15 protein-coding genes and 1 tRNA gene are annotated in these 22,418 nt (G+C 49.9%); 3 read left to right on the top strand and 13 right to left on the bottom strand.

The window, feature by feature from the left end; all coding sequences use genetic code 11:
- Positions 1 to 10: 10 nt before the first annotated feature.
- Positions 11 to 2,923, bottom strand: coding sequence for a M56 family metallopeptidase (locus tag ACS5WU_RS06150; protein ID WP_465089011.1), 2,913 nt, complete (start codon positions 2,921 to 2,923; stop codon positions 11 to 13).
- A 1-nt stretch (position 2,924) separates the two neighbouring features.
- A complete protein-coding gene (locus tag ACS5WU_RS06145) occupies positions 2,925 to 3,344 on the bottom strand; it encodes a BlaI/MecI/CopY family transcriptional regulator (protein ID WP_307756864.1) in 420 nt (139 codons plus the stop codon).
- A 233-nt stretch (positions 3,345 to 3,577) separates the two neighbouring features.
- On the opposite strand from ACS5WU_RS06145, the gene ACS5WU_RS06140 reads away from it, so the two are divergent.
- On the top strand, positions 3,578 to 3,781 hold the full coding sequence (locus ACS5WU_RS06140; protein WP_046444829.1) for a hypothetical protein: 204 nt from the start codon (positions 3,578 to 3,580) through the stop codon (positions 3,779 to 3,781).
- A gap of 245 nt (positions 3,782 to 4,026) precedes the next feature.
- Positions 4,027 to 7,257, top strand: a complete 3,231-nt coding sequence (locus ACS5WU_RS06135) for a UvrD-helicase domain-containing protein (RefSeq protein ID WP_413815487.1) — start codon at positions 4,027 to 4,029, stop codon at positions 7,255 to 7,257.
- A gap of 543 nt (positions 7,258 to 7,800) precedes the next feature.
- Here the strand turns inward: ACS5WU_RS06135 and ACS5WU_RS06130 are convergent.
- The 11 genes from ACS5WU_RS06130 to ACS5WU_RS06080 form a co-directional block, all read right to left on the bottom strand.
- Positions 7,801 to 9,150 (bottom strand): ABC transporter permease, encoded by a 1,350-nt coding sequence (locus tag ACS5WU_RS06130; RefSeq protein WP_046444826.1) that lies wholly within the window; start codon positions 9,148 to 9,150, stop codon positions 7,801 to 7,803.
- Positions 9,137 to 10,834 (bottom strand): COG1361 S-layer family protein, encoded by a 1,698-nt coding sequence (locus ACS5WU_RS06125; protein ID WP_302760455.1) that lies wholly within the window; start codon positions 10,832 to 10,834, stop codon positions 9,137 to 9,139. The genes ACS5WU_RS06130 and ACS5WU_RS06125 overlap by 14 nt, the downstream gene beginning before the upstream one ends.
- 1 nt (position 10,835) lies before the next feature.
- Complete coding sequence (locus ACS5WU_RS06120) at positions 10,836 to 11,582, bottom strand: ABC transporter ATP-binding protein (protein ID WP_052740634.1); 747 nt, start codon at positions 11,580 to 11,582, stop codon at positions 10,836 to 10,838.
- 270 nt (positions 11,583 to 11,852) lie between these two features.
- Positions 11,853 to 12,284: a D-ribose pyranase gene (gene rbsD, locus ACS5WU_RS06115; RefSeq protein WP_046444824.1), complete on the bottom strand. Its 432-nt coding sequence runs from the start codon at positions 12,282 to 12,284 to the stop codon at positions 11,853 to 11,855.
- Between the two features lie 20 nt (positions 12,285 to 12,304).
- Positions 12,305 to 13,348, bottom strand: coding sequence for an NAD(P)-dependent alcohol dehydrogenase (locus tag ACS5WU_RS06110; protein ID WP_302760453.1), 1,044 nt, complete (start codon positions 13,346 to 13,348; stop codon positions 12,305 to 12,307).
- Between the two features lie 114 nt (positions 13,349 to 13,462).
- Positions 13,463 to 14,476, bottom strand: coding sequence for a substrate-binding domain-containing protein (locus ACS5WU_RS06105; RefSeq protein WP_302760452.1), 1,014 nt, complete (start codon positions 14,474 to 14,476; stop codon positions 13,463 to 13,465).
- A 60-nt stretch (positions 14,477 to 14,536) separates the two neighbouring features.
- Positions 14,537 to 15,490, bottom strand: coding sequence for an ABC transporter permease (locus tag ACS5WU_RS06100; RefSeq protein WP_046444821.1), 954 nt, complete (start codon positions 15,488 to 15,490; stop codon positions 14,537 to 14,539).
- Positions 15,490 to 17,013 carry a sugar ABC transporter ATP-binding protein gene (locus tag ACS5WU_RS06095; protein ID WP_046444820.1) on the bottom strand — a complete coding sequence of 508 codons (1,524 nt, stop codon included), beginning with the start codon at positions 17,011 to 17,013 and terminating at the stop codon, positions 15,490 to 15,492. Before ACS5WU_RS06095 ends, ACS5WU_RS06100 begins: the two co-directional genes overlap by 1 nt.
- 40 nt (positions 17,014 to 17,053) lie before the next feature.
- Positions 17,054 to 18,076 (bottom strand): zinc-dependent alcohol dehydrogenase family protein, encoded by a 1,023-nt coding sequence (locus ACS5WU_RS06090; RefSeq protein WP_046444819.1) that lies wholly within the window; start codon positions 18,074 to 18,076, stop codon positions 17,054 to 17,056.
- Positions 18,077 to 18,325: 249 nt separating this feature from the next.
- Complete coding sequence (locus ACS5WU_RS06085; RefSeq protein WP_059108977.1) at positions 18,326 to 19,336, bottom strand: LacI family DNA-binding transcriptional regulator; 1,011 nt, start codon at positions 19,334 to 19,336, stop codon at positions 18,326 to 18,328.
- Positions 19,337 to 19,546: 210 nt separating this feature from the next.
- Positions 19,547 to 21,922, bottom strand: a complete 2,376-nt coding sequence (locus ACS5WU_RS06080) for a cation-translocating P-type ATPase (RefSeq protein ID WP_302760450.1) — start codon at positions 21,920 to 21,922, stop codon at positions 19,547 to 19,549.
- Positions 21,923 to 22,191: 269 nt separating this feature from the next.
- Here ACS5WU_RS06080 and ACS5WU_RS06075 point away from each other — a divergent pair.
- Positions 22,192 to 22,267 (top strand) — tRNA-Val (locus ACS5WU_RS06075).
- The last annotated feature ends 151 nt before the right edge of the window (positions 22,268 to 22,418 follow it).

The following is a 22,418-nucleotide window of genomic DNA, read 5'->3' as shown; positions in this document are numbered from 1 at the left end:
GATATCCCACCTAAGCGCATATTCTTATATAGTAGGGCAATTCCTGCCCGATCGAATAATCCAGGCGATACTGGTATGTCCCTTCCTTGTCGTCTTCCGTTCCGATCCAGACCTCTACCATACCAGCCGTACGGCCCTTTGAAAAAAACACATTCGGTTTATATTCCGTAATCGCCGTTTCCTTCATCAGACCATTTTTTTCTATAAAATCCTTTGCTTTTTCCCCATATTCCTCTTGAACCGCTGCCCGTACGTCTTCCTTCTCGCTGTATGGGTTCGCGCTTCCCGTCAATTCCCAGTTTTCATATCCCGCATCGCTGCTGTACGCAACAAGACTTCCTTTGTCTGCCGTAATACGCATGGATAAATTTGTTCCGTCGGAAAGCGCCGTCGTTTCCCACGTATCAGGGTTATCATCCTCGCCCTGCGGGCCGGGCGTATAGGATACGGCAAGATTTTCCTTACTGATATCCCATCCAAAGAGATCCCATGCCAGTTGTATGATCCTCTCCTTTGCCTGCGCCTGCGTCAATTCCCCGGGCAAACAATTATTTACCCCGGCAATCGAAATTCCATACAGCCTGTTAAGGATCGATTCCTCTTTTTGTCGCCCGTATTCCTCAGTTAGCGCCGCTATTCCGTCAAAGCTTTCCTCTGTAAAATATTCAAAGTAATGCGGAATATCGTTCGCACCCCATTCGGAAGCAACCGATTCTTCTTTTGCGGCGACCGCGTCAAATAAAGCGGTGAAGGAGGCGGGCGCTTTCATCCCGCGTTCGGAAATAATTTGCGCCATTCCGTATGCAACGCTTTCCTTCGGTTTATATTTCAAAACATAATCGACATTTTCTTTCTCCAAATCAGAAAGCGGTTGTTCCTCCGCAGACAACGCCGGAACCGGGCTTTCCTCATTTCCAGTCTCCGTATAATACAGTCCCAGCATCCTATGCAGCAATTCCTGTTCGTCCATCACAAAGAAATCGAGGCCCATGCCCATAAGCTCGTCATGCTGCATTTGCCAGCTTGCGCTTGTTTCGGTCATCCCATACTGGTCGACCTGCGCGGCCCGGTCTGCAACGCCTGCAAGCGCAACTGCCTGTTCCAGCGTAAGGTTCGTTTTTACCGTATCGCCAAGCTGCGTAAACAGCCTTGCCACTGACTGCGCTGCCCCCATTTCCCTGATTCGACCGAGTATAGCCGTCATAAAGCTCCGCTCGTGGCGTTGCCTGTCCATCTCTCCGTCGTCCATCTGTTTACGGTTTTGCAGATAAACCCTCGCCTGGTCTCCGTTCAGCGTCAGGGTATCTCCCTTGCTTCCAAGACCGGAAAAATCCTGGTCGAGCGTCACCTCTACCCCGCCCAGCGCATCCGTAAGCTCCGCCAAATGTCCAAGGTCGATCGAGACATAATAGTCAATCGGAATGCTGAGCCTGCCTTCGCACGAAAGGAGGTCCTGCGTGGCGCGCATTGCGTTTTTCGCGCCAAACTTTTCCTGACCTCCCCCACGGTTATAGGCATGGTTCAGCTTTGTCATCCATGACTTTTCTTTGATCTCCCCCGTTTCAAGGTCTACTTCGTGCACGTTCGTACGCGTATCCCGCGGAAGCGAGGTCAGGCTGATGGTATTTGCAGCCATATCCGCCGTCAAAAGCAGCATCATGTCGCTGCGCTCTCCCTGCGCTTGCTTTGCCTCGCTGCCGTCCGAATCCACACCAAGCAGCAACACGCTGAGCGTATCCGCCTTTGGCGTATAAATTTTTCCGTCAACGCCGACCTGTTGCGAAGCATCTGCCATACGGCTTTCATCAGCTGTATCCACAGCCTGCGCGATCGATTCCGTAATTGGCGCGCACGCCGTTGTAAAGCAGGCAAAACCAAGGACTGCAATCAGTAACAGCGCAACTGCCGCCGCTCCCTTTTTTGTCTTTTTCTCCGTCCGGAACATTGCCTCGATGCGTTCCCGCATCGTTTTTACAGGACTTGCAAGGCCCATTGTAATTTGGTAGGCCGGCTGGCCTTTGCTCCCCGCATAGGTAAGCACCGTATCGATATAGGAAGGCCGTACTCCCTCGCCCAATACGCGCAGGACGCTTTTGTCACAACAATATTCCATGTCCCTGCGTATTTTTCCAAATGCAAGCCACACAAGCGGATGGAACCAGTAAATTGTATTCAGAATATTAAGCAGCAAATTGATGATATTGTCAAAATGCCTGAAATGTGTCAGCTCGTGCGTCAATATCCCACGCACCTTCTCTTTGTCCCGCATCAGGCCAGCGGGCAATACCAGACACGGCGCGGCTATGCCGATCAGGCAGGGGACGCTGATTGCATCCTGCATTACAAGCCTGACCTTCCGCTTGATGCCAAGCCGCTTTTTGCAGTCGACAAATTCCTCCCGCACCCAATTTGGTACAGGCGCAGCGCTTCTTTTGATATTGCGTTTGAGGTTGACCACGCCAAGCATAAGCCACAGCCCAACCGCCGCTATTCCTGCAATCCAGATCACCACAAGCAGCCTTGGGGTAGAAATAAGCTGGCGCTCCGTTCCTTCTTCCGGTGCTGCAGGCGCAGGCGGCTGCGCCTCCCACACGTCCTGTAAACCATCTGCTGCCAGCGCTTCCGGTGCTGCAGGCGCATCGTTTTGAACCGCCGGATCCGGTTTCTCCAATGGCTGCACCGTAATCCCGTCATCCTGAAGTACTGCCTGCGGCAGCGTATCGTTAAGAGCGTTCCACGGGCTTGCCTGTGCCGGTATGCCAACCGGTATCATCAGCTTCAGCAGGACGACCGCCCAAAGCGCATACTGGAAAAAGACAGACATTTTCTTTTGAAACAGTCTGCGGATGAGCATAATTCCCAAAAACAGGAGAGAAAAAAGTATCGAGGATTCAACGAGTATTTCTACCACTTTCGCATCCATATTACTTTCCTCCGCCTTCCAGCATTTTGGCAAGCTTTACAAGCTCTTCCCTGTCCTCCTGTGTCAACTGGTTATTTTCCGCCATGGTGAGCACCAGCCGCCCAACCGATCCAAAATAGTTGCTGCGTGTAACGATGCTGTCCGATTCCGCCTTCATAGCCTCTTCCCTCGATACCGCGGCAGAATACAGCTTATCCTTCAGGTTCCGCTCCTCCGAGGTAATCAGGCCCTTCTCGCACATGTTGCGCAAATAAGTGTGATAGGTCTTATATCCCCACGTTACGCTTCCCTGCTCTTTCACCGCTGCAACAATCTGCTTCATGGACTGGGGCTTCCTATCCCAAAGTGCGTTTAAAATGATCCATTCCGAGTCTGTCAGCCGCTTCATTGTTTCCACCTTCTTTCCTGTAATCTGATTCAAGCCTGTTATATAACCGTTTTGTTTCTTTTATACGCCAACCGGCGTTATTACCGTGTGTTCACACGTTTTTCAAATCTGTCGTTAAATCAGAAGAATTATTTGTCTTTAGTATATACGACAGATTTGTTTTTGTCAACAAACAATAAAAATTCTTTAAAATTTGTGACCAGAGCTTGTAATTCTGTCCATAAACAAGATATAATAAAGATTGACCGAAAGGAGAATAACGCACAATGGGAATACAGATCAAGCAAAATTATGTCAACGAGGAAAATGTGCTGTGTTATACCTGCGTGCATTATGGAGTGCTTTCCTTTGCTCCGGGAATGCCGGAGCTTCGTTCCTGCCAGATTTATGGGGATATTGCCCCCGAACTGCTGACAGGGGAAAGGCGCCATTGCGAGCACTTTGCCGTTAAGGAAAACGAGGCTGACTAGATCGTTTTTTGAAGGCATAAAGCATACCTATTCGGTAATCTATTATTTCGTTCGGACGGAATCGGCGCGCAGCGCGTGTCTTTTTCTTGTTTGATACTCCGTGTGTACAGCCGTCGGCATCTGCCAATGCCGGCGGCTGTTCCTTTTGCGTCCAACCTGCAAAAAATTGAACTCCTTTTTTGTATGCCGCCGCCTTTTTGTGCTATCATAAAGAAAAGAATATCCAAATGAAACGGAGAAAAACCATGTTTATCGCTGATTTGCATACTCATTCCAAATATTCCAGGGCTACGAGTAAAGAATGCGTGCCTGAATATCTGGATTTATGGGCGCGGCGCAAGGGGCTTGACCTGATTGGCACCGGCGATTTTACACACCCCGCCTGGCGGGACGAGCTGAAAGAAAAGCTAACTCCACAGGAGGAAGGTCTGTATGTTTTAAAGGATGAGCACAGGCTGAAAGAGACTGTAGGCGGAGATGCAAAACCGCGCTTTATTATTTCAGGTGAAATCAGCTCTATCTACAAGCAGGACGGTAAAGTCCGCAAAGTGCATAATGTGATTCTTCTCCCTTCTATCGAGGCATCGGAAGCGCTTGCACACCGGCTCGAACTGGTGGGAAACCTGCACTCTGACGGCAGGCCGATATTGGGCCTTTCCAGCCATGACCTTCTGGAGATCACGCTTGAAATCTGCCCTGACGCCATTTTTATTCCCGCGCATATCTGGACGCCGCACTTTTCACTGTTTGGCGCTTACTCGGGTTTTGACCGCATTGAAGACTGTTTTTCGGATCTGACGCCGCATATTCACGCGCTCGAAACCGGGCTGTCCTCTGATCCGCCAATGAACTGGCGGCTGTCCGCGCTCGATTCTTATACAATGGTATCGAATTCAGACGCGCATTCGCCCGCCAACCTTGCGCGCGAAGCAAACCTTTTCAATACGGAGCTTTCCTATCCCGCAATCGCAGCGGCGCTTCAAAATCACGATACCGACGAATTTTACGGCACGCTTGAATTTTTCCCTGAAGAGGGTAAATACCATAACGACGGACACCGGAACTGCAAAATTTGCCTGACGCCGGAGGAAACGATTGCCGCCGGGGGGAAATGCCCGGTTTGCGGGCGCAGGATCACCGTTGGCGTGCTGCACCGCGTAGTGGAGCTTGCCGACCGCGAGCCCGGCTACATCCCGGAACGGCACAAGCACTTTGAAAGCATCGTTCCATTGCCCGAGGTCGTCGCCTCGTCCATGGGGATGACCACTGCCAGCAAAAAAGTAAAGGCAGCCTATGAAGATATCATCAAAGAGCTGGGACCGGAGCTTTTTATTTTACGGGATGCGCCGCTTGAGGAGATCAGCCGCAAGGCGGGCCCGGGTATTGCGGAGGGCATCCGCCGCCTGCGCTGCCACGAAGTGGAAATCCATCCTGGTTATGACGGCGAATATGGCAAAATCCTTGTCATGAACAAGGACGACGTAAGCCGTTTTGCAGGACAGATAAGCCTGTTTGAAAAAGAAGAAAAAGCCAAACGCAAGGACGCTTCTTTTGCCGGGCTTCCAAAACCGGTTACACCTTCAAGCCCTGTGCAAAGTGTTCCTTCCCATCCCGCCTGTGACGCGAAGACGCTTTATGGGCTTAACGACGGGCAGTGGCAGGGCGTAAGCGCCACGGATACCGTAACAGCAGTGCTCGCAGGCCCCGGCACCGGTAAAACGCGCACGCTGGTGTACCGCGTCGCTTACCTTGTGGAAGAACGCGGCGTAGATCCGTCCGCCATCACCGCAGTTACATTTACCAATAAGGCTGCCGGCGAGATGCGCGAACGCCTGCAGGAACATTTTAATGACAAACGCCTTGTGAAAGCCATGAATATCGGAACCTTTCATTCCATCTGCCTGAAACAGCTTTCGGAATGGAATAAAAACGTCACAATCATAGATCCCCACGAGGCGCTTTCCATCCTCGCGGATGTACTGCGCGCGTGCAACTGTACCGTTGCTGTGCGCGACGCCATGCAGGAGATTTCGAGGATCAAAAACGGACAGGTTTCACTCGAAAGCGCAGTGATTCCACAAGTGGTTTTTGAAGCATACCAAGCCCAGCTTGAAAAATACCACACAGTTGATTATGACGATATCCTGCTTCAGGCGCTCGAAAAATTTGAAAGCGGCGATCAAAAATGCGAGGCCCTGCTGCCGCGTTTTTCCCAGCTTCTGGTGGATGAATTCCAGGATATCAACGCGGTTCAGTACCGCCTGATCAGGCAATGGGGGAAAAAGAGCGACGCTATCTTTGTGATCGGCGATCCGGACCAGGCCATTTATGGCTTCCGCGGCTCGGATGCGCATTGCTTTGACAGGCTGCGCCGCGATTTTTCATCAGTGCGCGAAATACGCCTGACGCAGAATTACCGCTCCACTCCTCAAATCCTGAGAGCGGCTTTGCCTGTGCTGGGCCACGACGAAGCCTTCCTGCAGGCAAACCGTGCGGACAGCGCAAAGGTACGCCTTTTGACAGCTGAATCCCCGTTTTCCGAAGCGCTTTTTATCGCCAAAGAGATCAACCGTATGGTCGGCGGCGTGGACATGCTGGACGCACACTCCTCTTCCAAAAAACGTGGGGAAAGGGTGCGCGGCTTTTCTGAGATCGCCGTCCTGTACCGCACGCACCGCCAGTCTGAAATCATCGAGGATTGCCTGAAAAAGGAAGGCATTCCTTATGTGGTAACGGGCAGGGATGATTCCCTGTCTGACCGCAGGGTGCGTAGTGCGCTTTCCTTTTTCCGCTTTCTGTGCGATCCCAGGGACAGCGTATCGCTCACCACCTGCCTCAAAGCGGCAAGCGTCCCGCCCGTAGCGGCGCAGGAGCTGCTTTTGCAGTATACTGCGGGGAAGCAGAATATTGCTTCCGCGATTGACCTCATACGCGGCCTTGGCAATATGGAAGGTCTCGCCGGCCTGCTTGAAAAATATGCGCCGCTTGTCCGCAACACAAAGCCGGACGAGCTGATTGGGCAATGGATGGAGGATAACGGTTTGGGCGAGCATTTAAACTGCATGGAACGCCTGCAAAATACCGCACTTTTTTATGACAGGATGCCCGCGTTCCTGCAAAACCTTTCGCTTGGCAGCGAGGGCGATATTACGCGCAGCGGCGCGAAGGTCTATTCCCCTGACGCTGTTACGCTGATGACGCTGCACGCTTCCAAGGGACTCGAATATCCGGTGGTGTTCCTTTGTGGTGTAACGGACGGCACGATTCCCCTGCAAAACGAAAAACACACATGCGACCTGAGCGAGGAACGGCGGCTTTTTTATGTGGGAATGACACGCGCGCAGGACGAGCTTTTGCTTTTGACCGATCCGCAGGAACGTTCCCCGTTTTTAAGCGGCATCCCAAATATCGCTCTTGAGGAAGGCAAGGCCAATCCCAAAAATCCGCCCGTCGGCAAACAGCTTGGATTCTTTTAATCTGAAATACCGGAAAAAGAACCTTTTTCAGAAATAGTTACAATTTATTTTGCCGGTCTAATTCCTCAAGACGTTTTCGCCTTACTTCAAAGCTGCGATGCTCTTCGTTTAAAATTTGTGCTTAATACGCCACATTTTTTAGAGAGGTATTGTTATGAGAAATATGCTTGTCCAAAACGTTAGCTTATCTACAAATTTAAAACGCTTACGGAAAGAATCGGGGTTATCGCAAGAGGCGCTTACTGCTAAAATTAATTTGCTTGGGAGTCTCCTTGAAAGAAGTGCTTATTCAAAATAGAACTTGGAAAACGCAATATAAAGGTGACGGATTTGGTTGCGCTCCACCAGGTTTGTAATGTGGATTTTGCGGAATTTTTCAGAGGGATTAAGCCGCACGAGTAATTACTATTTTGTTTTTTGGAATCATTTCTACAAAAAAAGACCAATAAGTAAATTCTGCTCATTGATCTTTTCACTTTAATCCTGTTTGACAGCTATTCCTTCAGGTTCACTTTCTTATGAATAGCCGCCTTTTTATTTATCCTAGTTGGAACTCCTGATTGCCTCCAGCGGGCTCATCTTCGTTGCTTTGCGCGCCGGATAGATACCAGACACAATTCCCACGCCTACGGCGATTGCAACCGCGCCAAGCGCAAGCCACCACGGGATCGAAAGCTGCACGCCGTTTTGGAAATACATTCCAAGGAAGCTGACCTCCCCGCCGCCAAAGTTTACGATCGCCCCCAGAATATAGCTGATACCAAGGCCAATCAATCCCCCCAGAAGCCCGATCATTGCAGCCTCCACCAAAAACATCAGGTTGATTTTGGGGATGGAAAGCCCAATGACCTTCATTACGCCGATCTCGCGGCTGCGTTCCAGAATGCTTGCAAGCATGGTATTTGCAATGCCAATCGCCGATACGAGCAGCGAAATAAGGCCAATCGCAATCAGCTGCGACTGCTGCCGCGACTGCTCTTCCTGCATCTGCGTAATCCATTCGGTGGGGCTATAGGCCTGGAATCCCATATCCTTGACCGCCGCGAGCACATCCGTCACAGAATCCACATCCACCGCGTTGACATACCCCTGGGAATACTGTCCCTCTTTTACGCCCGCCTGATCCATCAATTTGCGGTTATCCCGTATCAGCTGGTTTGCCGCGGGGATGCTCATATAAATATTGTAGCTTTCCTGGCTGTCGGACTGTTCCAGTATGCCTGTGATCTTTCCCCTGTATTCCTTGGGCTTTGGCTGGTCCGGCGTGGTGGGATCCGGATTTTCGATCAGGTATCCGCTGCCCGGATAATACTTCACATTCATGCCAACCCAGTCTACGTCAGGGCCTGTGGGCTCCTGGTATTCCCCGTCTACGGAGGTCGCCATGGCCATCCCGCCCCCCATGTACATCATTCCGCCCATGCCGGAGGTATCGTTTGGATCGCTAAAAAACTGGCGCGCGTTTGCTCCAACCACAAGCTCAACGTTCGTGTTGTCCGAAAAAACGCTGCCATCCATAAACTTAAAATCCATGGTTTTGGGATCAACCGCCATGACGGACGTATCCGCTTTGTACTTTCCCATCACAATATAGGAGGGTATCTGCATCACGCCCGTTGCGCTTTTCACGCCCTTAATCCCCCTGATCTGGTTCAACTTCGCATCCGTCAGTTTTGCGTTTTCGCCGGAGCCCATCGGAGATATCTCGATCTGCGTCAGGTCTGTACTCTGCAAAATGTTTTGCTTGAACTGCTCCAGGTTTCCAAGCCCCAGTGCAACCATGATGACAATACATGCCGTGCCGATGATAACGCCCAAAACCGTTAGAATGGTACGCATTTTGCGCCGCCACAGATTAGACGCCGCAAGCGCGACTATATCAAAGAATGTCATCGTCGTCCATATCCTCCTCAAGCTCCTGCGCGCGTTTCTTCTTTTTCTTTTTGAGCACGACTACGATTACCACGGCAGCAGCGCCTGCTGCAATCAGAACCCATCCCCACCATGGGAAACCGGACTCCTCCGGCGGAATATCTTCTCCCGGCTCCATGCCGCCGTTATAATCGGGCATGGGCACGAGCTCTGTCGATACCGGTACTTTGATCTCATATTCTTCGCCATACTCATCCTCATACGTAACGACGAAATTTCCTTCCACCGGCCCGGGCTGCACCATCTCCGCCATATCTGCGCCCGCTTCGCCTGAAGCAGCTGCGCCATCCTTGACGTCCCCTTCGTTATTCACAGCCATACCTGCCGGGCCATCCGCACCGCCGATTACAGACATATCGACTCCGGCTTCCATACCTGCCATTGCCATACCGCCGCCGTCCGCCATTCCGTCTTCCCCTGCCGGCTCCATGCCTGCGGTTGGATCGGGCGCGACAGCCGCATAAATGTCCGCTGTTTTTGCCGTTCCGGATTCCATATTCCCAAGGAACGCGCTCGATTCAGGCGTAAGGCCCGGAACGTCAAGCGTTACCGTCACGTTATACAGCGTATTTTTACCCTTGTTATAAAGATTCAGGCTCGCCGAGGTGGAATCCCCCATATATACCTGTGTGGGAAATTTCGGCGGATCGTATTCCAGACGGATTTTCTGGTGCACCTCAACGCTGATTTCATCCGCAGCGGTAAGCTGGGCCGCCTGACTGTCCTCGTAAGCAATCGCAATATCTATTTTCTGCGGCCCTGCCTTTGCGTCGGCACGCGCAATCATGGAAAAACTGAAATCCGCCGTTTTCTGCGGACTGATTTTTTCGATGTAAGCCGTGTTGGTGTTATCGCCGGGCATCAGATCCGTTGTCTGGCTTTTGAACGTAACCGTGATATTTTTTACGCTTGTAGATTTGCTCGTATTGGTAAGCGTCACATCCACCGTAAAACGCTCGCCCGCATTGACCGGATCCGGCGAGATTGTATAATTGCTGATAATCACCTTTGGCTGCGAAGCGGTACCTCCACCGCCGCCACCGCCGCCACTGCCGCCGCCCGTTCCCGGATCTACTGCCGGCTCATCGGGCGTTGGTTCTGAAGAAGGCTCGCCGCCCGGATCTGCCGGGCCGCTTCCATCTGTAATTTTGACAAAAACGGTAAATTCCTGCATCTTGACCGTCCCGTCCGCGATTGGATATTTTGCGGTGATTACCACAGGATAATTGCCGTTTGTCCGGTTTTCCGCAAGCGGCAGGTCGAGATTTACCAGATAAGAATCCCTTGTACTGCCGTCTGCAAGCGAATTGCTTTGCTTTTTTACCACCGTATCATAATTATTGAACACAAACGGGGCTTTTGACGGATCCCCAAGGTTTACTGAAATGTTGACCTCCGCGCCGGCTTTTACCTGCTGCGAGCCGGCCCCATCGATCAGCGGCAGCACGATTTGCGCCTGTCCGTCCGATACCGTGGGACTGTAACCGCCCTGATAGGTATTATCCATACCAGGATAGAGGTAGGTCGCATCGATACGCAATGCCGTTCCGCGGTTTGACTCGGGCACCGTAGCTCCCGCAACCGGGACCATACAGCCAAATGCCAGTAGCAGCACGAGCACAAATACTAAAATCCGTTTTTTCATTTCATTCTTCTCCTTGTGTTCCTAATTCTGCCTGTACGATGGTTTCTGCATCGATTTCACGGCTGCGCGTCTCCCGCTTTGCAACCTTTCCGTCAATAATATGTATAACCTGATCCGCATATTCCGCCTTGCTTGGATCGTGCGTTACAAAAAGCAGCGTAGCGCCCCGTTCCCTCGCGGCGCCGCACATAATATCCATGATTTGTATTGCTGTTGCAGAATCAAGGTTTCCGGTCGGCTCGTCCGCAAAAATAATTTCAGGCTTTGCGATGATTGCACGCGCGATGGATACGCGCTGCTGCTGCCCTCCGGAAAGCTGGTTTGGATGGTTACCAAGCTGCTGCTTCATGCCCATTTTGATCAGAAGCTTTTTTGCAGCCTTGAGACGCTTTGCGCGCGGAACGCCGCGGAACATCAGCGGCAGAGCCACATTTTCAGCCGCGGTCATCGTGGGCATCAGGTTAAAGGACTGGAATACGAATCCAATGTGCTCCAGCCGGAAATCCACCAGCTCTTTTTCCGTCATCTTATAGGTTGGTTTTTTCTTGATGAAAATTTTACCGGCACTCGGATGCTCAAGGCCTGCAAGCAGGCTCAGCAGCGTTGATTTTCCGCTGCCTGAGGTTCCCAGAATCGCGCATATCTCACCCGGCATCACGTCGATATCAACGCCGTCCAGAGCGTGTATCTTCGCGCTTCCCATCCGGTATATTTTTTTTAAATTCCTGGCGGCAATGATTGGCTCCACACCGTATCCTCCGTTGCATAAAAAATCCCCATGGCGATCCATGGGGGCAAAATGAACCCTTTCAATATCACACCCACAGCCTACGTTTTCATTATAGCATAACACCCGTTGATATTGGCTATCATTCCACAAAGTCCTTAAATTATTTTATATGGCATTTGTTTCAAAGTTGTATACAAAAAGGCGGCTTTGAAAATATATGCCGCCCTTTTGAAAAATATTTTTTTATCCGCTCATCCACATGCTATCAGCCGCTTTGGCAGGCTCCTGTCAATCCGGCTCTATCACCAGGCCGCGCCTGTACTTTTCCACGCCTGAAGCCGCCGTAAGCAGAATATTCGAATATGGCTCCACATCGCCGCTCCGCACAATAAACTTTGCATTTTTTCCACATTCTGCAAGTTCTTTTTGCGGCAGCGTACTTATCCTTTGGTTTCGGAATCTTTTTTCCACATAGTCCGGTAATATCCGGTTGTTTTCGAGGCTCTCTTCTGCAATCGCCACTTCTTCCACAATCACCTCGGAAAGGATGGCGTCCACGCAATCCGTGAGTCCCGGTTCCCCAAACCGTATGGCAAGATCGATACATATTGCATCCCGCGGGACTGGAAATCCTGCGTCGCACACCAAAAAGCAATCCGTATGCCCAAGCCCTGCAAGCTGCTCGCACAGCTTCTTATTGATAATTCCCGTTTTCTTCATGCCTTTTCGTTTCCTTCTTTTCAGAATTCGATCAATACCTTCATTACGGTATCCTGCTCGTTTACCGCGCATTCAAACGCTTCCTGCGTTTTTTCGAACGGGAAGGTTTTGCTGATCATATCCTTTACGTTGATCTGTCCGCTTGCCACCGCGCTGATTGCCATAGGATAGATGTTAACATAGCGGAATACGGAAATCACATCCGCTTCCTTGTTGTTCGCTTCCATAAACCGGAACGGGGTTTCTCCATGCACATTTCCCACCATAACAATCTTGCCGCCCGGCCTTACAAGGTCTATCGTCTGCGCCGCTGTTTTTGGGTTTCCCGCAGTTTCGAACACAAGGTCCGCCCCTCGTCCGCCGGTAAGCTCCATCACCCTTTTTTTGACGTCTTCCTCTTTTGCATTCACTGTATTGCCTGCGCCCATTTTTTTCGCATTCTCAAGCCTGTTTTGATACAGGTCTGAGGCAATAACCGTGCTTACTCCCATTGCTTTCAGGGACGCTATGGTCATCAGGCCAATGCAGCCCGTGCCAAGCACGACAGCCGTTTTCCCCAGCTTTGCACCACCCCTGTTTGCGGCGTGCATCCCAACGGAAAGAGGCTCAATAAGGGCTCCTTCTATGGTATCCATATTGTCCGGTAGTTTGAATACCATTTTCGCCGGATGCGAAACATATCTTGAGAGCGCTCCCCTTGTAAAAGGCGGAGCGGCCATAAAATCCATATCGCGGCACAGGTTATACCGTCCGCTCAGGCAATCATCGCATTCGCCGCAGCCTGCCCCGGGCTCAATCGCCACCCGGTCTCCCTTTTTGAGGTGCTTTACGTTCGATCCGACCTCTTCGATCACGCCCCCGCATTCATGTCCCAGAACGATTGGAAGAATGGGGGGCACAATCGTACCCGCAAACGTAGGATCCCTGAAAAAATACGCATCCGATCCGCAAATTGTGACATGCGATATTTTTACCAGAACATCCTCGTCGCCAATCTGCGGCATTTTCGTATTCCTGATATTAATTTTAAACGCTTCGTCTAAAAAAGCCGTCTGGTTTTTCATACTGCTTACTCCTTGTTTTTGGCCCTGCGGACTCGATTATCCTCTTCCGTGCCCCGCGGGCCTTCGGATTATTGGCAGGTACCGCTTCAAAAAACGGTACCTGCACACACACTATTACTTCGCGTATTCGTCAATATTACTGGAATCGATCAGCACATAGTCAATATAATAGTTCTCGTCAACCGTTTTGCCCTGTGCAATCTCCAGTGCAACATCAACAGCCTTGCGCGCGATTCCCTCTACATCCTGGAATACTGTCGCCGTGAGGCCTCCCGCTTTTACAGACTCGAGCGCAGCGTCAATCGCGTCAATGCCAATCACCGGAACCTCTTTTTCTTTTCCTGCGTCTTTGAGCGCGTCATATGCGCCGAGCGCCATTTCATCGTTGTGCGCGACAACCGCGTCGATTTGTTCTCCAAGCTGCAGCCAGTTTTCCATGGTTTGCATTGCAAGGTTACGGTCCCAGTCCGCAGGCTGCGTATGCAAAACCTTGATGTCCGGGTATTTTGCCAGTACGTCGTTGATGCCGTCCATGCGGAGCGTCGCCGCAGAAATCCCCGTCGGGCCTTCCAGTACTACGATATTTCCCTTACCGCCAAGCTTATCCGCAATATACTGCATTTCGATCTGGCCGCCGTTGAAATCGTCCGCCCCAACATAGCAGGATACAAGGCTCTGGTCGGCAATTTCAACCTTAGAGGTCAGCACCGGGATGCCCGCATCCACGCACGCCTGTGCCGCAGGTACGCAGCCCTGCGCGTCGTATGGGCAAAGGATGACGGCGTCCACTCCCTGTGTTGCAAAGGTTTCGCACTGGGATACCTGGTTTTCCGCCGAACCAGCGCCATCCGTCACGAGCAGCTTTACATTGCCAAGCTCGTCTGCGTACTTCTGCATTGCCTCGGCGTATACCGCATTCGATTCATTCTGCATATTGGGGATGGTTACGCCGATTACATATTCGTCCTTTTCCCCTGACTGTGCAGCCGGCTGAGCCGATTCTGTCTGTTCTGCCGATCCTGCGGCACTTTCCGTTGCCGCCGCGCTTGGGGTTTCCCCTCCCGCAGAACAAGCGACCAGCGAAAACGCCAGGAATACCGCCAAAACCAAAACCACTATTTTTTTCATGTTTTCCTCCTGTTATTTGGCTTGTGAGCCTTTTTTTCTGCCTTTCGGCAAATTTAATTCCTATGCTAATTTTTTGCGGTCCATCGTGACCGCGACGAGTATGATTACGCCTTTGATTACCTGCTGGTAATATGACGATACGCTCAAAAGGTCAAGCCCATTGGTCATCACGCCGATAATCAGCATACCGATCATAGAGCCGACGATTGTTCCCGTTCCCCCGGAAAGACTGGTACCGCCGATCACGACCGCGGTAATCGCGTCAAGCTCGTATCCGTCTCCCGCGTTTGGTTGCCCTGTCTGTATCCGCGAGGAAAGCACGATTGCCGCAACTGCTGAAAGCAGGCCTGAAAGCAGGTAAACGAAAAATTTGATTTTTGTGGCGTTGATGCCGGATACGACCGCCGAATGCTCGTTTCCGCCGACCGCGAATACCTGCCGTCCGAATTTAGTGTAATGCAGCAGGAACACGCCGATTACCACCACCACCGCAAAAATGATGACCGGAACCGGAACCACGCCGACCGTTCCTTTTCCAATAAACGTATATGCGTCGGAAAGGCCCGTGATCGGCCTACCATCCGTATAGATATAAGCAAACCCCCTGCCTATGGTCATTGTGGCAAGCGTGGCGATAAACGGGGCGACTTTCATTTTTGCAACAAAGAAGCCTGTAAACGCGCCCATTGCAAGGCCGACCAGAATGCCAAGGAGCACCGCAAATCCTACGGGGAACTGCGAGCCTTCCCTGGCAAAGCTTGTGGCGACGACCGCGCTCATTGCTACGATCGCGCCTACCGAGAGGTCGATTCCGCCTGTAATAATAACGAACGTCATGCCCACGCTGATGATTCCGATGACGGCGATCTGCCGCAGCACATTGATCAGGTTATTTGCGGTGAGGAACACCGGCGACGCGAGCGCGCACGCGATAAACAGTATCAAAAACGCCAGGTATACCGCATATTTTCCAAGTAACTTTTTTACACCAAATTGTTTCAAACTCTTTTCCATTAGTTCATACCTCCCTCGCCAATCGCACATGCCATCAGCTTTTCCTGACTGCATTCATCCCGCAGAAATTCTCCTGTTATCCTCCCGTTGCACAACACCACCACGCGGTCGCTCATTCCAAGAAGCTCAGGCATTTCCGAAGAGATCATAATAATCGTCTTTCCCTCTTTTGCAAGGGAGTCCATGATCTGGTAAATCTCCGCCTTTGCGCCCACGTCAATTCCCCGCGTCGGCTCGTCCATAATGAGTACGTCCGGTTTCCCCATCAGCCATTTGGCAATGACAACCTTTTGCTGGTTCCCGCCGGATAAATTATTGACGATTGTTTCCCTGTCCGGCGCTTTTACGCGAAGTGTTTTCATCAGGGAATCGACTGTCCCCTTTTCCTTTTTCAAATCCATAATGCAGCTCATTTTGGTGATTTGATCCATATATGCCTGCGTTATGTTTGTTTTGATCGAGCCTAAGAGATTCAGTCCGTACAGCTTCCTGTCCTCAGTGATAAACGCGATTCCCTGCCGAATAGCATCCTTTGGCGTTTTGATCTTTACCTTGTTTCCGTTCAGGTATATTTCTCCCGCATCCGCGCTGCGCATGCCAAACACAGTTTCCATTACCTCTGTTCGCCCTGCGCCCATGAGGCCTGAAATGCCAAAAATTTCTCCGCGGTGCACTTCAAAGCTTACGTCCTCAAATTCACCTTCCCGGGTGAGCCCTTCCACCTTCAGTACCACGTCGCTGTTCTTCCCAAATTCCCGGCCGCTCTCTTTGACAAACATATCCTTAAGCTCCCGGCCTACCATCATATGCACAAGCTCTTCACGCGTGATATCCTTTGTGGGCTTTGTGCCCACAAGACAGCCGTCGCGCATCACAGTGATCATGTCTGTAATCTGGAAAATCTCATCCAGCCTGTGGGAAATATAGATAATTGCTTTATTTTGTTTTTTAAGACGTCCGATAATTTCGAAAAGCTGTTCCACTTCTTTATCCGGGATTGCCGAGGTCGGCTCGTCCATAATGATGATCTCCGCATTGACAGAGGTTGCCTTGGCAATCTCCACCATCTGCATCTGGGCAACGCTGAGATCCCGTACACGGGTATTCGCGTCAATATCAAGATTCATATCATCCAGTATTTTTTGCGCCTGCCTGACCAGCTTTTTCCTGTTGATTACCCCGCAGGGCCCCGCTTTTTCCCTTCCGGCGAAGATGTTTTGTTCCACAGTCATATCCGGAAGCATTTCTAGCTCCTGATGGATCATGGATATGCCCTTTTGCAGTGCGTCCGCAGGACTTTTTGCAACAAAGGGTTCCCCATTCATAAGGATTTCTCCGCCGTCCAGGGTATAAATCCCCGCAAGTATTTTCATGATGGTGGATTTCCCCGCGCCATTTTCCCCCATCAGCGCATGTACTTCCCCGCGCTTTACATACAGGGAAACATCGTCGAGCGCCACAACGCCCGGAAATTCCTTTCGGCAGTTCTTCATCTCCAGAATAAATTCGTTCTCACCGTTCATGTTTTTCCCCCTTTCATTCAAGTGCTTTTGAAGCCGCCTGTTATGGCTTTATCATAATTTTCAAAATGTCTTTTCCCTTTTCCATCAACTCCAGCGCATCGGAAAATTCGCTCAAAGGATACGTGCTGGAAACAAGGTCGTCCACCTTGACGATTCCTTCCTCCAGAAACTTCACCGCACGGGGAAAACAATGCGTCTGTGCAAAGGAACCGAGTATCTTCAGCTCATTTTCAAAAATGCGGTATGGGCTGATCGTGATACGTTCGTCATTTCCGCAAACTCCATAAATCACGATCTTTCCGGTTGGCCGGACAAAATTGAAGCATTGCTCGAGAACCTTTGGCGAGCCTGTGGCGTCGACTACGATATCAAAGCCCTTCGGAGCCATATCGATCAGTTCGCCCGTGTGCAAAGAGTAATCGCCCCTGTCCATCAGGACTGTTTGCGCATATCCGTTTTTTTCGATCAGCTCCAGTTTTTTGCGGGAGGAAGCACATACTACTACACGGCCCGCCCCGCCCTGCTTCAAAAGCTGCGTCAAAATAATACCGGTCGGCCCCGCGCCGAAAACCAGAATGTCATCCCCGCACGAAACGTCGATCACATCCATTCCATGCACCGCGCAAGCAACCGGCTCCGCAAACGCGGCCTGCTCAAACGTAAGGCTGTCGCTGATGTGGAACACCTTGTCATAATTGACTGCGACATATTCCGCGAATCCACCCGGTCCATTTACACCAAGGGAATAAAAACGTTCGCAGAAAAGCGGCATATCGCGACGGCAATATTCGCATTCCCCGCACAGTACCGTGTTATCTGCAACCACCCTGTCCCCAACCGCAAACCCTTCTACATTTTTGCCGACTTCGCTGACATATCCCGTAAATTCATGCCCAGGCGTAAGCGGAAAGCGTGAAATAAATTCACCGTTATGGATGTGCATATCCGTACGGCAAATCCCGCACAGCTCCACTTTTAAAAGTACCTGATTGTCCTCGATTTTTGGTTTGCCGATTTCCGTAACGCCAAACTCCCTTGGTTTTTCATAAACGACTGCTTTCATCTCATTTTCTCCTTTTCGTATTGTCATGTCTCGAAATGTAAACGTTTTCATTTTTGTTTAAATAATATTGCCATCATCCTTTTTTACCAGAGTTAAGCATTTGCTTTCATTCAGTTGTGTTTCCTGTGAAAATTTACAGTTAATTCATGAGCCGCAGCGAACGACACGGATACAATCGTGAACGCCGTACAGCAATATTGCTTACGTAACTATTTGATAACTGTAATAAAATGTATTTATAAAAAGCGGTTACTGCCCTATTCTTGCGCAGGAGTTCCTGACAACAAGCTCAGGCTCGATCAATTCCATGGTTTTGTCCACGTCTTTTTTATTGATCATATTGATTATTTTTTTTGCCGCCATTTTGCCAACATCATAACCAAACTGGTTTACCGTTGTGAGCCTTGGATATATCTGTGAAGAGATCGATGAATTGGAGAAGCCCACTACGGAAAGGTCTTCCGGTATTTTAAGCCCGTTTTCAAGCGCCGCGCGCATCACGCCGATCGCCATCTGGTCGTTGACCGCGTGCACAGCGGTAGGGCGGTTTTTGAGTTTGAGCAGCTGGCACATCGCCTGATAACCGCCCGACTCATAAGCATCCTGGTATACGACATATTCGTCCCTGAATGGAATCCCGGCTTCGCGCATCGCCTTTTCATATCCGCGGCGCTTTCGCACGTAGGTCGAAAAATTTGGCGGGGCGCTCACAAAGGCTATGTCCCTGTGCCCAAGATCGAGCAGGTAATTGACCGCCTTGTATGATCCGAGCATATCGTCTGTCGTTATGCTGCTGATTCCCTCGAAATGCTCATACAGGAGCAATACGGGGAGCTTTTTACTCAGCGTAAAGATATGCCTGTTTTTTTCGTCGTCCGTTGGCCGTGTGCCGATAAAAATCATTCCGGCGGCCCGTTTGCTGAGCAAAACGTCGATATATTTTTTTTCGCGCCGTATATTCTGGTCTGTATTACATAAGAAAAAAATATAATCATATTGCTCTGCGATATCCTCTATCCCTCTTAAAATAGGAGGATAAAAAACGTTATTAATATCCGGTAATATCAGCCCGATCGTATAACTGTTGTTTGTGATCAGGCTGCGCGCAATGTCGTTGGGCGTATAGTCCAGCTCTTCGATTGCTTCCTGAATGGCCTTCCCCGTTTTTACCGAGACGACTTCAGGGTTGTTCAGGTATCTGGAAACCGTCGCGATGGATACATTTGCTTTTGATGCGATATCCTTGATTGTAACTGCCATAAAGTATCTCCGGGTACTGTATTATAAAGCTGGTCATTGAAAATGATAACGTTTACATCTTTTACATAATTTATAACATGAATCCTATGGATGTGTCAATACTATTTTTTTATTCTTGCCCTCCTGCGGTCTACAGGATAACAAAAGGGGAACCTGAGCCCCATTCAGCAACACTCAAAACATCCCCTTTTGGCAAATACTATCTCATTCCTATTTGATTTTGCTCAGGCCTTTTTTAATCAGCTTTTTTGACAGTATTTTATCCGCCCATTTTCCAACGCCCTTTTCCACGAGCTTCATCATGAACGGCATCACCGCCGTAATCGCAAGCACGACAACCGCCTGCGGCAGACTGATGGGTGCAATATCAAAGAAAGAACTCAGGAAGATCAGGCACAGGAAAAACAGGCCGATTGCGCTTCCAAAAATAACCTTCCGCGCAGTGGTAAATGGTACGCTGACCTTTGCAACCACCCACATGCCCGCTGCTACCGCAAGCAGCATGCACATTGTGGAAACTGCCGCGGGCGTATAGTTGAAAATCCCGGCGAGGATATTGACCACCAGAATCCCTATGATGACAGATAATCCGCCTGGAAGCGATTTCTTCAGGATGTTAAGCAAAAACCGCTTTTTGATTGGAGCAAAATTCGGTTCCAGCGCAAGAAAGAATGCAGGAAATCCAATCGTTACGAAACTGATCAGCGTAAGCTGCAGCGGCGTAAACGGATAGCTGTTATCAAGGAAGATGACAGTTGCAAGCGCCAGCAACACGGCATATACTGTCTTGGTGATAAACAATGTAGCCACACGCTCGATATTATTAATCACCTTGCGGCCTTCATTTACAATGCCCGGCATTGTCGCAAAATTGGAATCAAGCAGCACCAGGTTTGCAATATTTTTGGCTGCGTCGCTGCCGGACGCCATTGCAATGCTGCAGTCCGATTCCTTAAGCGCCAAAACATCGTTTACACCATCGCCTGTCATGGCGACCGTATGCCCCTGCTTTTTCAGCGCTGTAATCAGTTCCTTTTTCTGCGAGGGCGTAACCCTCCCAAATACATTGTATTTCTTTGCCGCCGCTTCGATATCTTCCGGCGTTTTAAGCGTGGTCGCATCCACTGCGTCATATTCCTTCATTCCAGCACGCCTTGCAACCGCGCTGACTGTGACCGGGCTGTCGCCCGAGATAATTTTAAGCTGTACCTTTTGCTTTTCGAAATATTCCAGCGTCGCCGCAGCATCGTCGCGGATGCGGTCCGTAATCAATAGCAGCGCCAAAGGCTTCATCCCCACTGGCACTTTATTATCGATTACGTCCATTGTATCGCTGTGCGCCAGAACAAGAACGCGGCATCCCTCTTTTGCGTACTGCTCCGTATCGATATCCCCGTATCCCTCAGGAAAAATAAATTCAAACGCTCCCAGAAAGTAGGTTCCTTCCTGCTCAAAGCTGACTCCGCTGTATTTACGAGCGGAGGAAAAGGGTACGATTGACCTGACCTGATAGTCGAACCGCTTCCCGAATTTTTCCACAACCGCGTGGAAGGTGGCGTTGTCGTCCTGCAGGGCTCCCGCCATATTTGCCAATATCTCGTCGATATATTCCGTTTGATCCAGATTGACGACCTTTTCCACGTGCATTTTGCCCTCAGTGATCGTCCCTGTTTTATCGAGGCAGAGCACGTCAACCCTTGCGAGCGTCTCAATACAGTAAAGGTCCTGCACAAGCGTCCGCCTTGTGGCGAGGATCACCGCGCTCGTCGCAAGGGAAATACTCGTCAGTAAAATAAGCCCTTCCGGAATCATCCCTATGAGGGCCCCAACTGTTTTAACCGTATTATCCGCAATCGGCAGCCCCACGATAAGCCCTTGCTTCAGGAACAACAATATCCCGATTGGCACAATAATAATACTGATAACCTTCAATATTTTATTCAACGCCGTGCGAAGCTCGGAAGTCCGTTTTTTGGACGCTTTCGCGTCGTATGAAATTTTGTTGGCATAATTCTCCATACCCACCCGCTCTACGCGTGTATAGGCATTACCGGAGACAATAAAGCTGCCGGAATACAGAAAATCCCCTGCGGATTTTACAACCACGTCCGCTTCGCCCGTAATCAGCGATTCGTTTACCTCCACAGTACCTTCGAGGATAATCCCGTCGGCACATACCTGATCGCCGGGCTTCATTTGCATAATGTCGTCCAGTACAAGGTCTGCAACGTTAATCCTGTATTCTTTGCCGTTGCGCACGACATCCACCTTAGCGGCGACAATTACGGAAAGCTTATCCAGTGTCTTTTTGGTCACGATCTCCTGCGCGATACCTATGATAAGATTCCCCACGACTACAAGCAAAAAGACAAGCTCTTTGATGTAGCCCGTCATAATGATCAAAACGGTAAACACCAAATTCAGCACATTGAAAAAAGTGAACAAATTATCTTTAAAAATCTGGCGATATGATTTTGTTGTGTTGGTGTTAAAATTATTCGTCAGCTCCGCGTCAATCCGGCTCTTGACCTGCTCGTCCGTAAGCCCCATTTTACAGTCAGTCTGAAAACGCTCTTTCTCCCCCATGTCAGTCCTTTCAACGCCCTAATAATATCTTTTATTATAGCATATTTTATTGCCTGGATATGAACCGAAACCAAAATTCATAAAATCCTAATAAAATTACTCCAAATTTTTCATTTATCTTTATATTTTCTTAATATACAGATGCTGTTTTCCAATCCTATTGCCATTCTCTTTGCATATATTTGTAACCCGTTGCCCATAAAAAAGTAGCGTATTTCAAAAAAAATCCATTTTCAAGCGCTAACATCTATGCTATAATAAAACACATCGGAGGCATAGCTCAGTTGGTAGAGCACTTGCTCCACACGCAAGGGGTCACTGGTTCGAGCCCAGCTGTCTCCACCATATGAAGCTAGGTAGCTAATCCGAACGGACTAGCTACCTTTTCTTTGCGCAAAAGCTGATGTTAAGAGGGTTTATGAGGGATGCAAATATTTTCAAGTCCAGTTTGAAAGTAGCAAAAACTCAAATTTCGCATGGCAAAACTCTGAAAAAA

This window comes from Christensenella sp. KGMB01412 (assembly GCF_055522415.1).
This window is presented reverse-complemented; position numbering and strand designations above follow the sequence as displayed.

Coding starts and splice junctions, on each gene's coding strand:
- ACS5WU_RS06110 (WP_302760453.1), bottom strand. CDS start 13,348: ATGAAAAACCAGACGGCTTTTTTAGACGAAGCGTTTAAAATTAATATC.
- rbsD (WP_046444824.1), bottom strand. CDS start 12,284: ATGAAGAAAACGGGAATTATCAATAAGAAGCTGTGCGAGCAGCTTGCA.
- ACS5WU_RS06150 (WP_465089011.1), bottom strand. CDS start 2,923: ATGGATGCGAAAGTGGTAGAAATACTCGTTGAATCCTCGATACTTTTT.
- ACS5WU_RS06125 (WP_302760455.1), bottom strand. CDS start 10,834: ATGAAAAAACGGATTTTAGTATTTGTGCTCGTGCTGCTACTGGCATTT.
- ACS5WU_RS06140 (WP_046444829.1), top strand. CDS start 3,578: ATGGGAATACAGATCAAGCAAAATTATGTCAACGAGGAAAATGTGCTG.
- ACS5WU_RS06130 (WP_046444826.1), bottom strand. CDS start 9,150: ATGACATTCTTTGATATAGTCGCGCTTGCGGCGTCTAATCTGTGGCGG.
- ACS5WU_RS06095 (WP_046444820.1), bottom strand. CDS start 17,013: ATGAACGGTGAGAACGAATTTATTCTGGAGATGAAGAACTGCCGAAAG.
- ACS5WU_RS06105 (WP_302760452.1), bottom strand. CDS start 14,476: ATGAAAAAAATAGTGGTTTTGGTTTTGGCGGTATTCCTGGCGTTTTCG.
- ACS5WU_RS06090 (WP_046444819.1), bottom strand. CDS start 18,076: ATGAAAGCAGTCGTTTATGAAAAACCAAGGGAGTTTGGCGTTACGGAA.
- ACS5WU_RS06080 (WP_302760450.1), bottom strand. CDS start 21,922: ATGGGGGAGAAAGAGCGTTTTCAGACTGACTGTAAAATGGGGCTTACG.
- ACS5WU_RS06135 (WP_413815487.1), top strand. CDS start 4,027: ATGTTTATCGCTGATTTGCATACTCATTCCAAATATTCCAGGGCTACG.
- ACS5WU_RS06085 (WP_059108977.1), bottom strand. CDS start 19,336: ATGGCAGTTACAATCAAGGATATCGCATCAAAAGCAAATGTATCCATC.
- ACS5WU_RS06100 (WP_046444821.1), bottom strand. CDS start 15,490: ATGGAAAAGAGTTTGAAACAATTTGGTGTAAAAAAGTTACTTGGAAAA.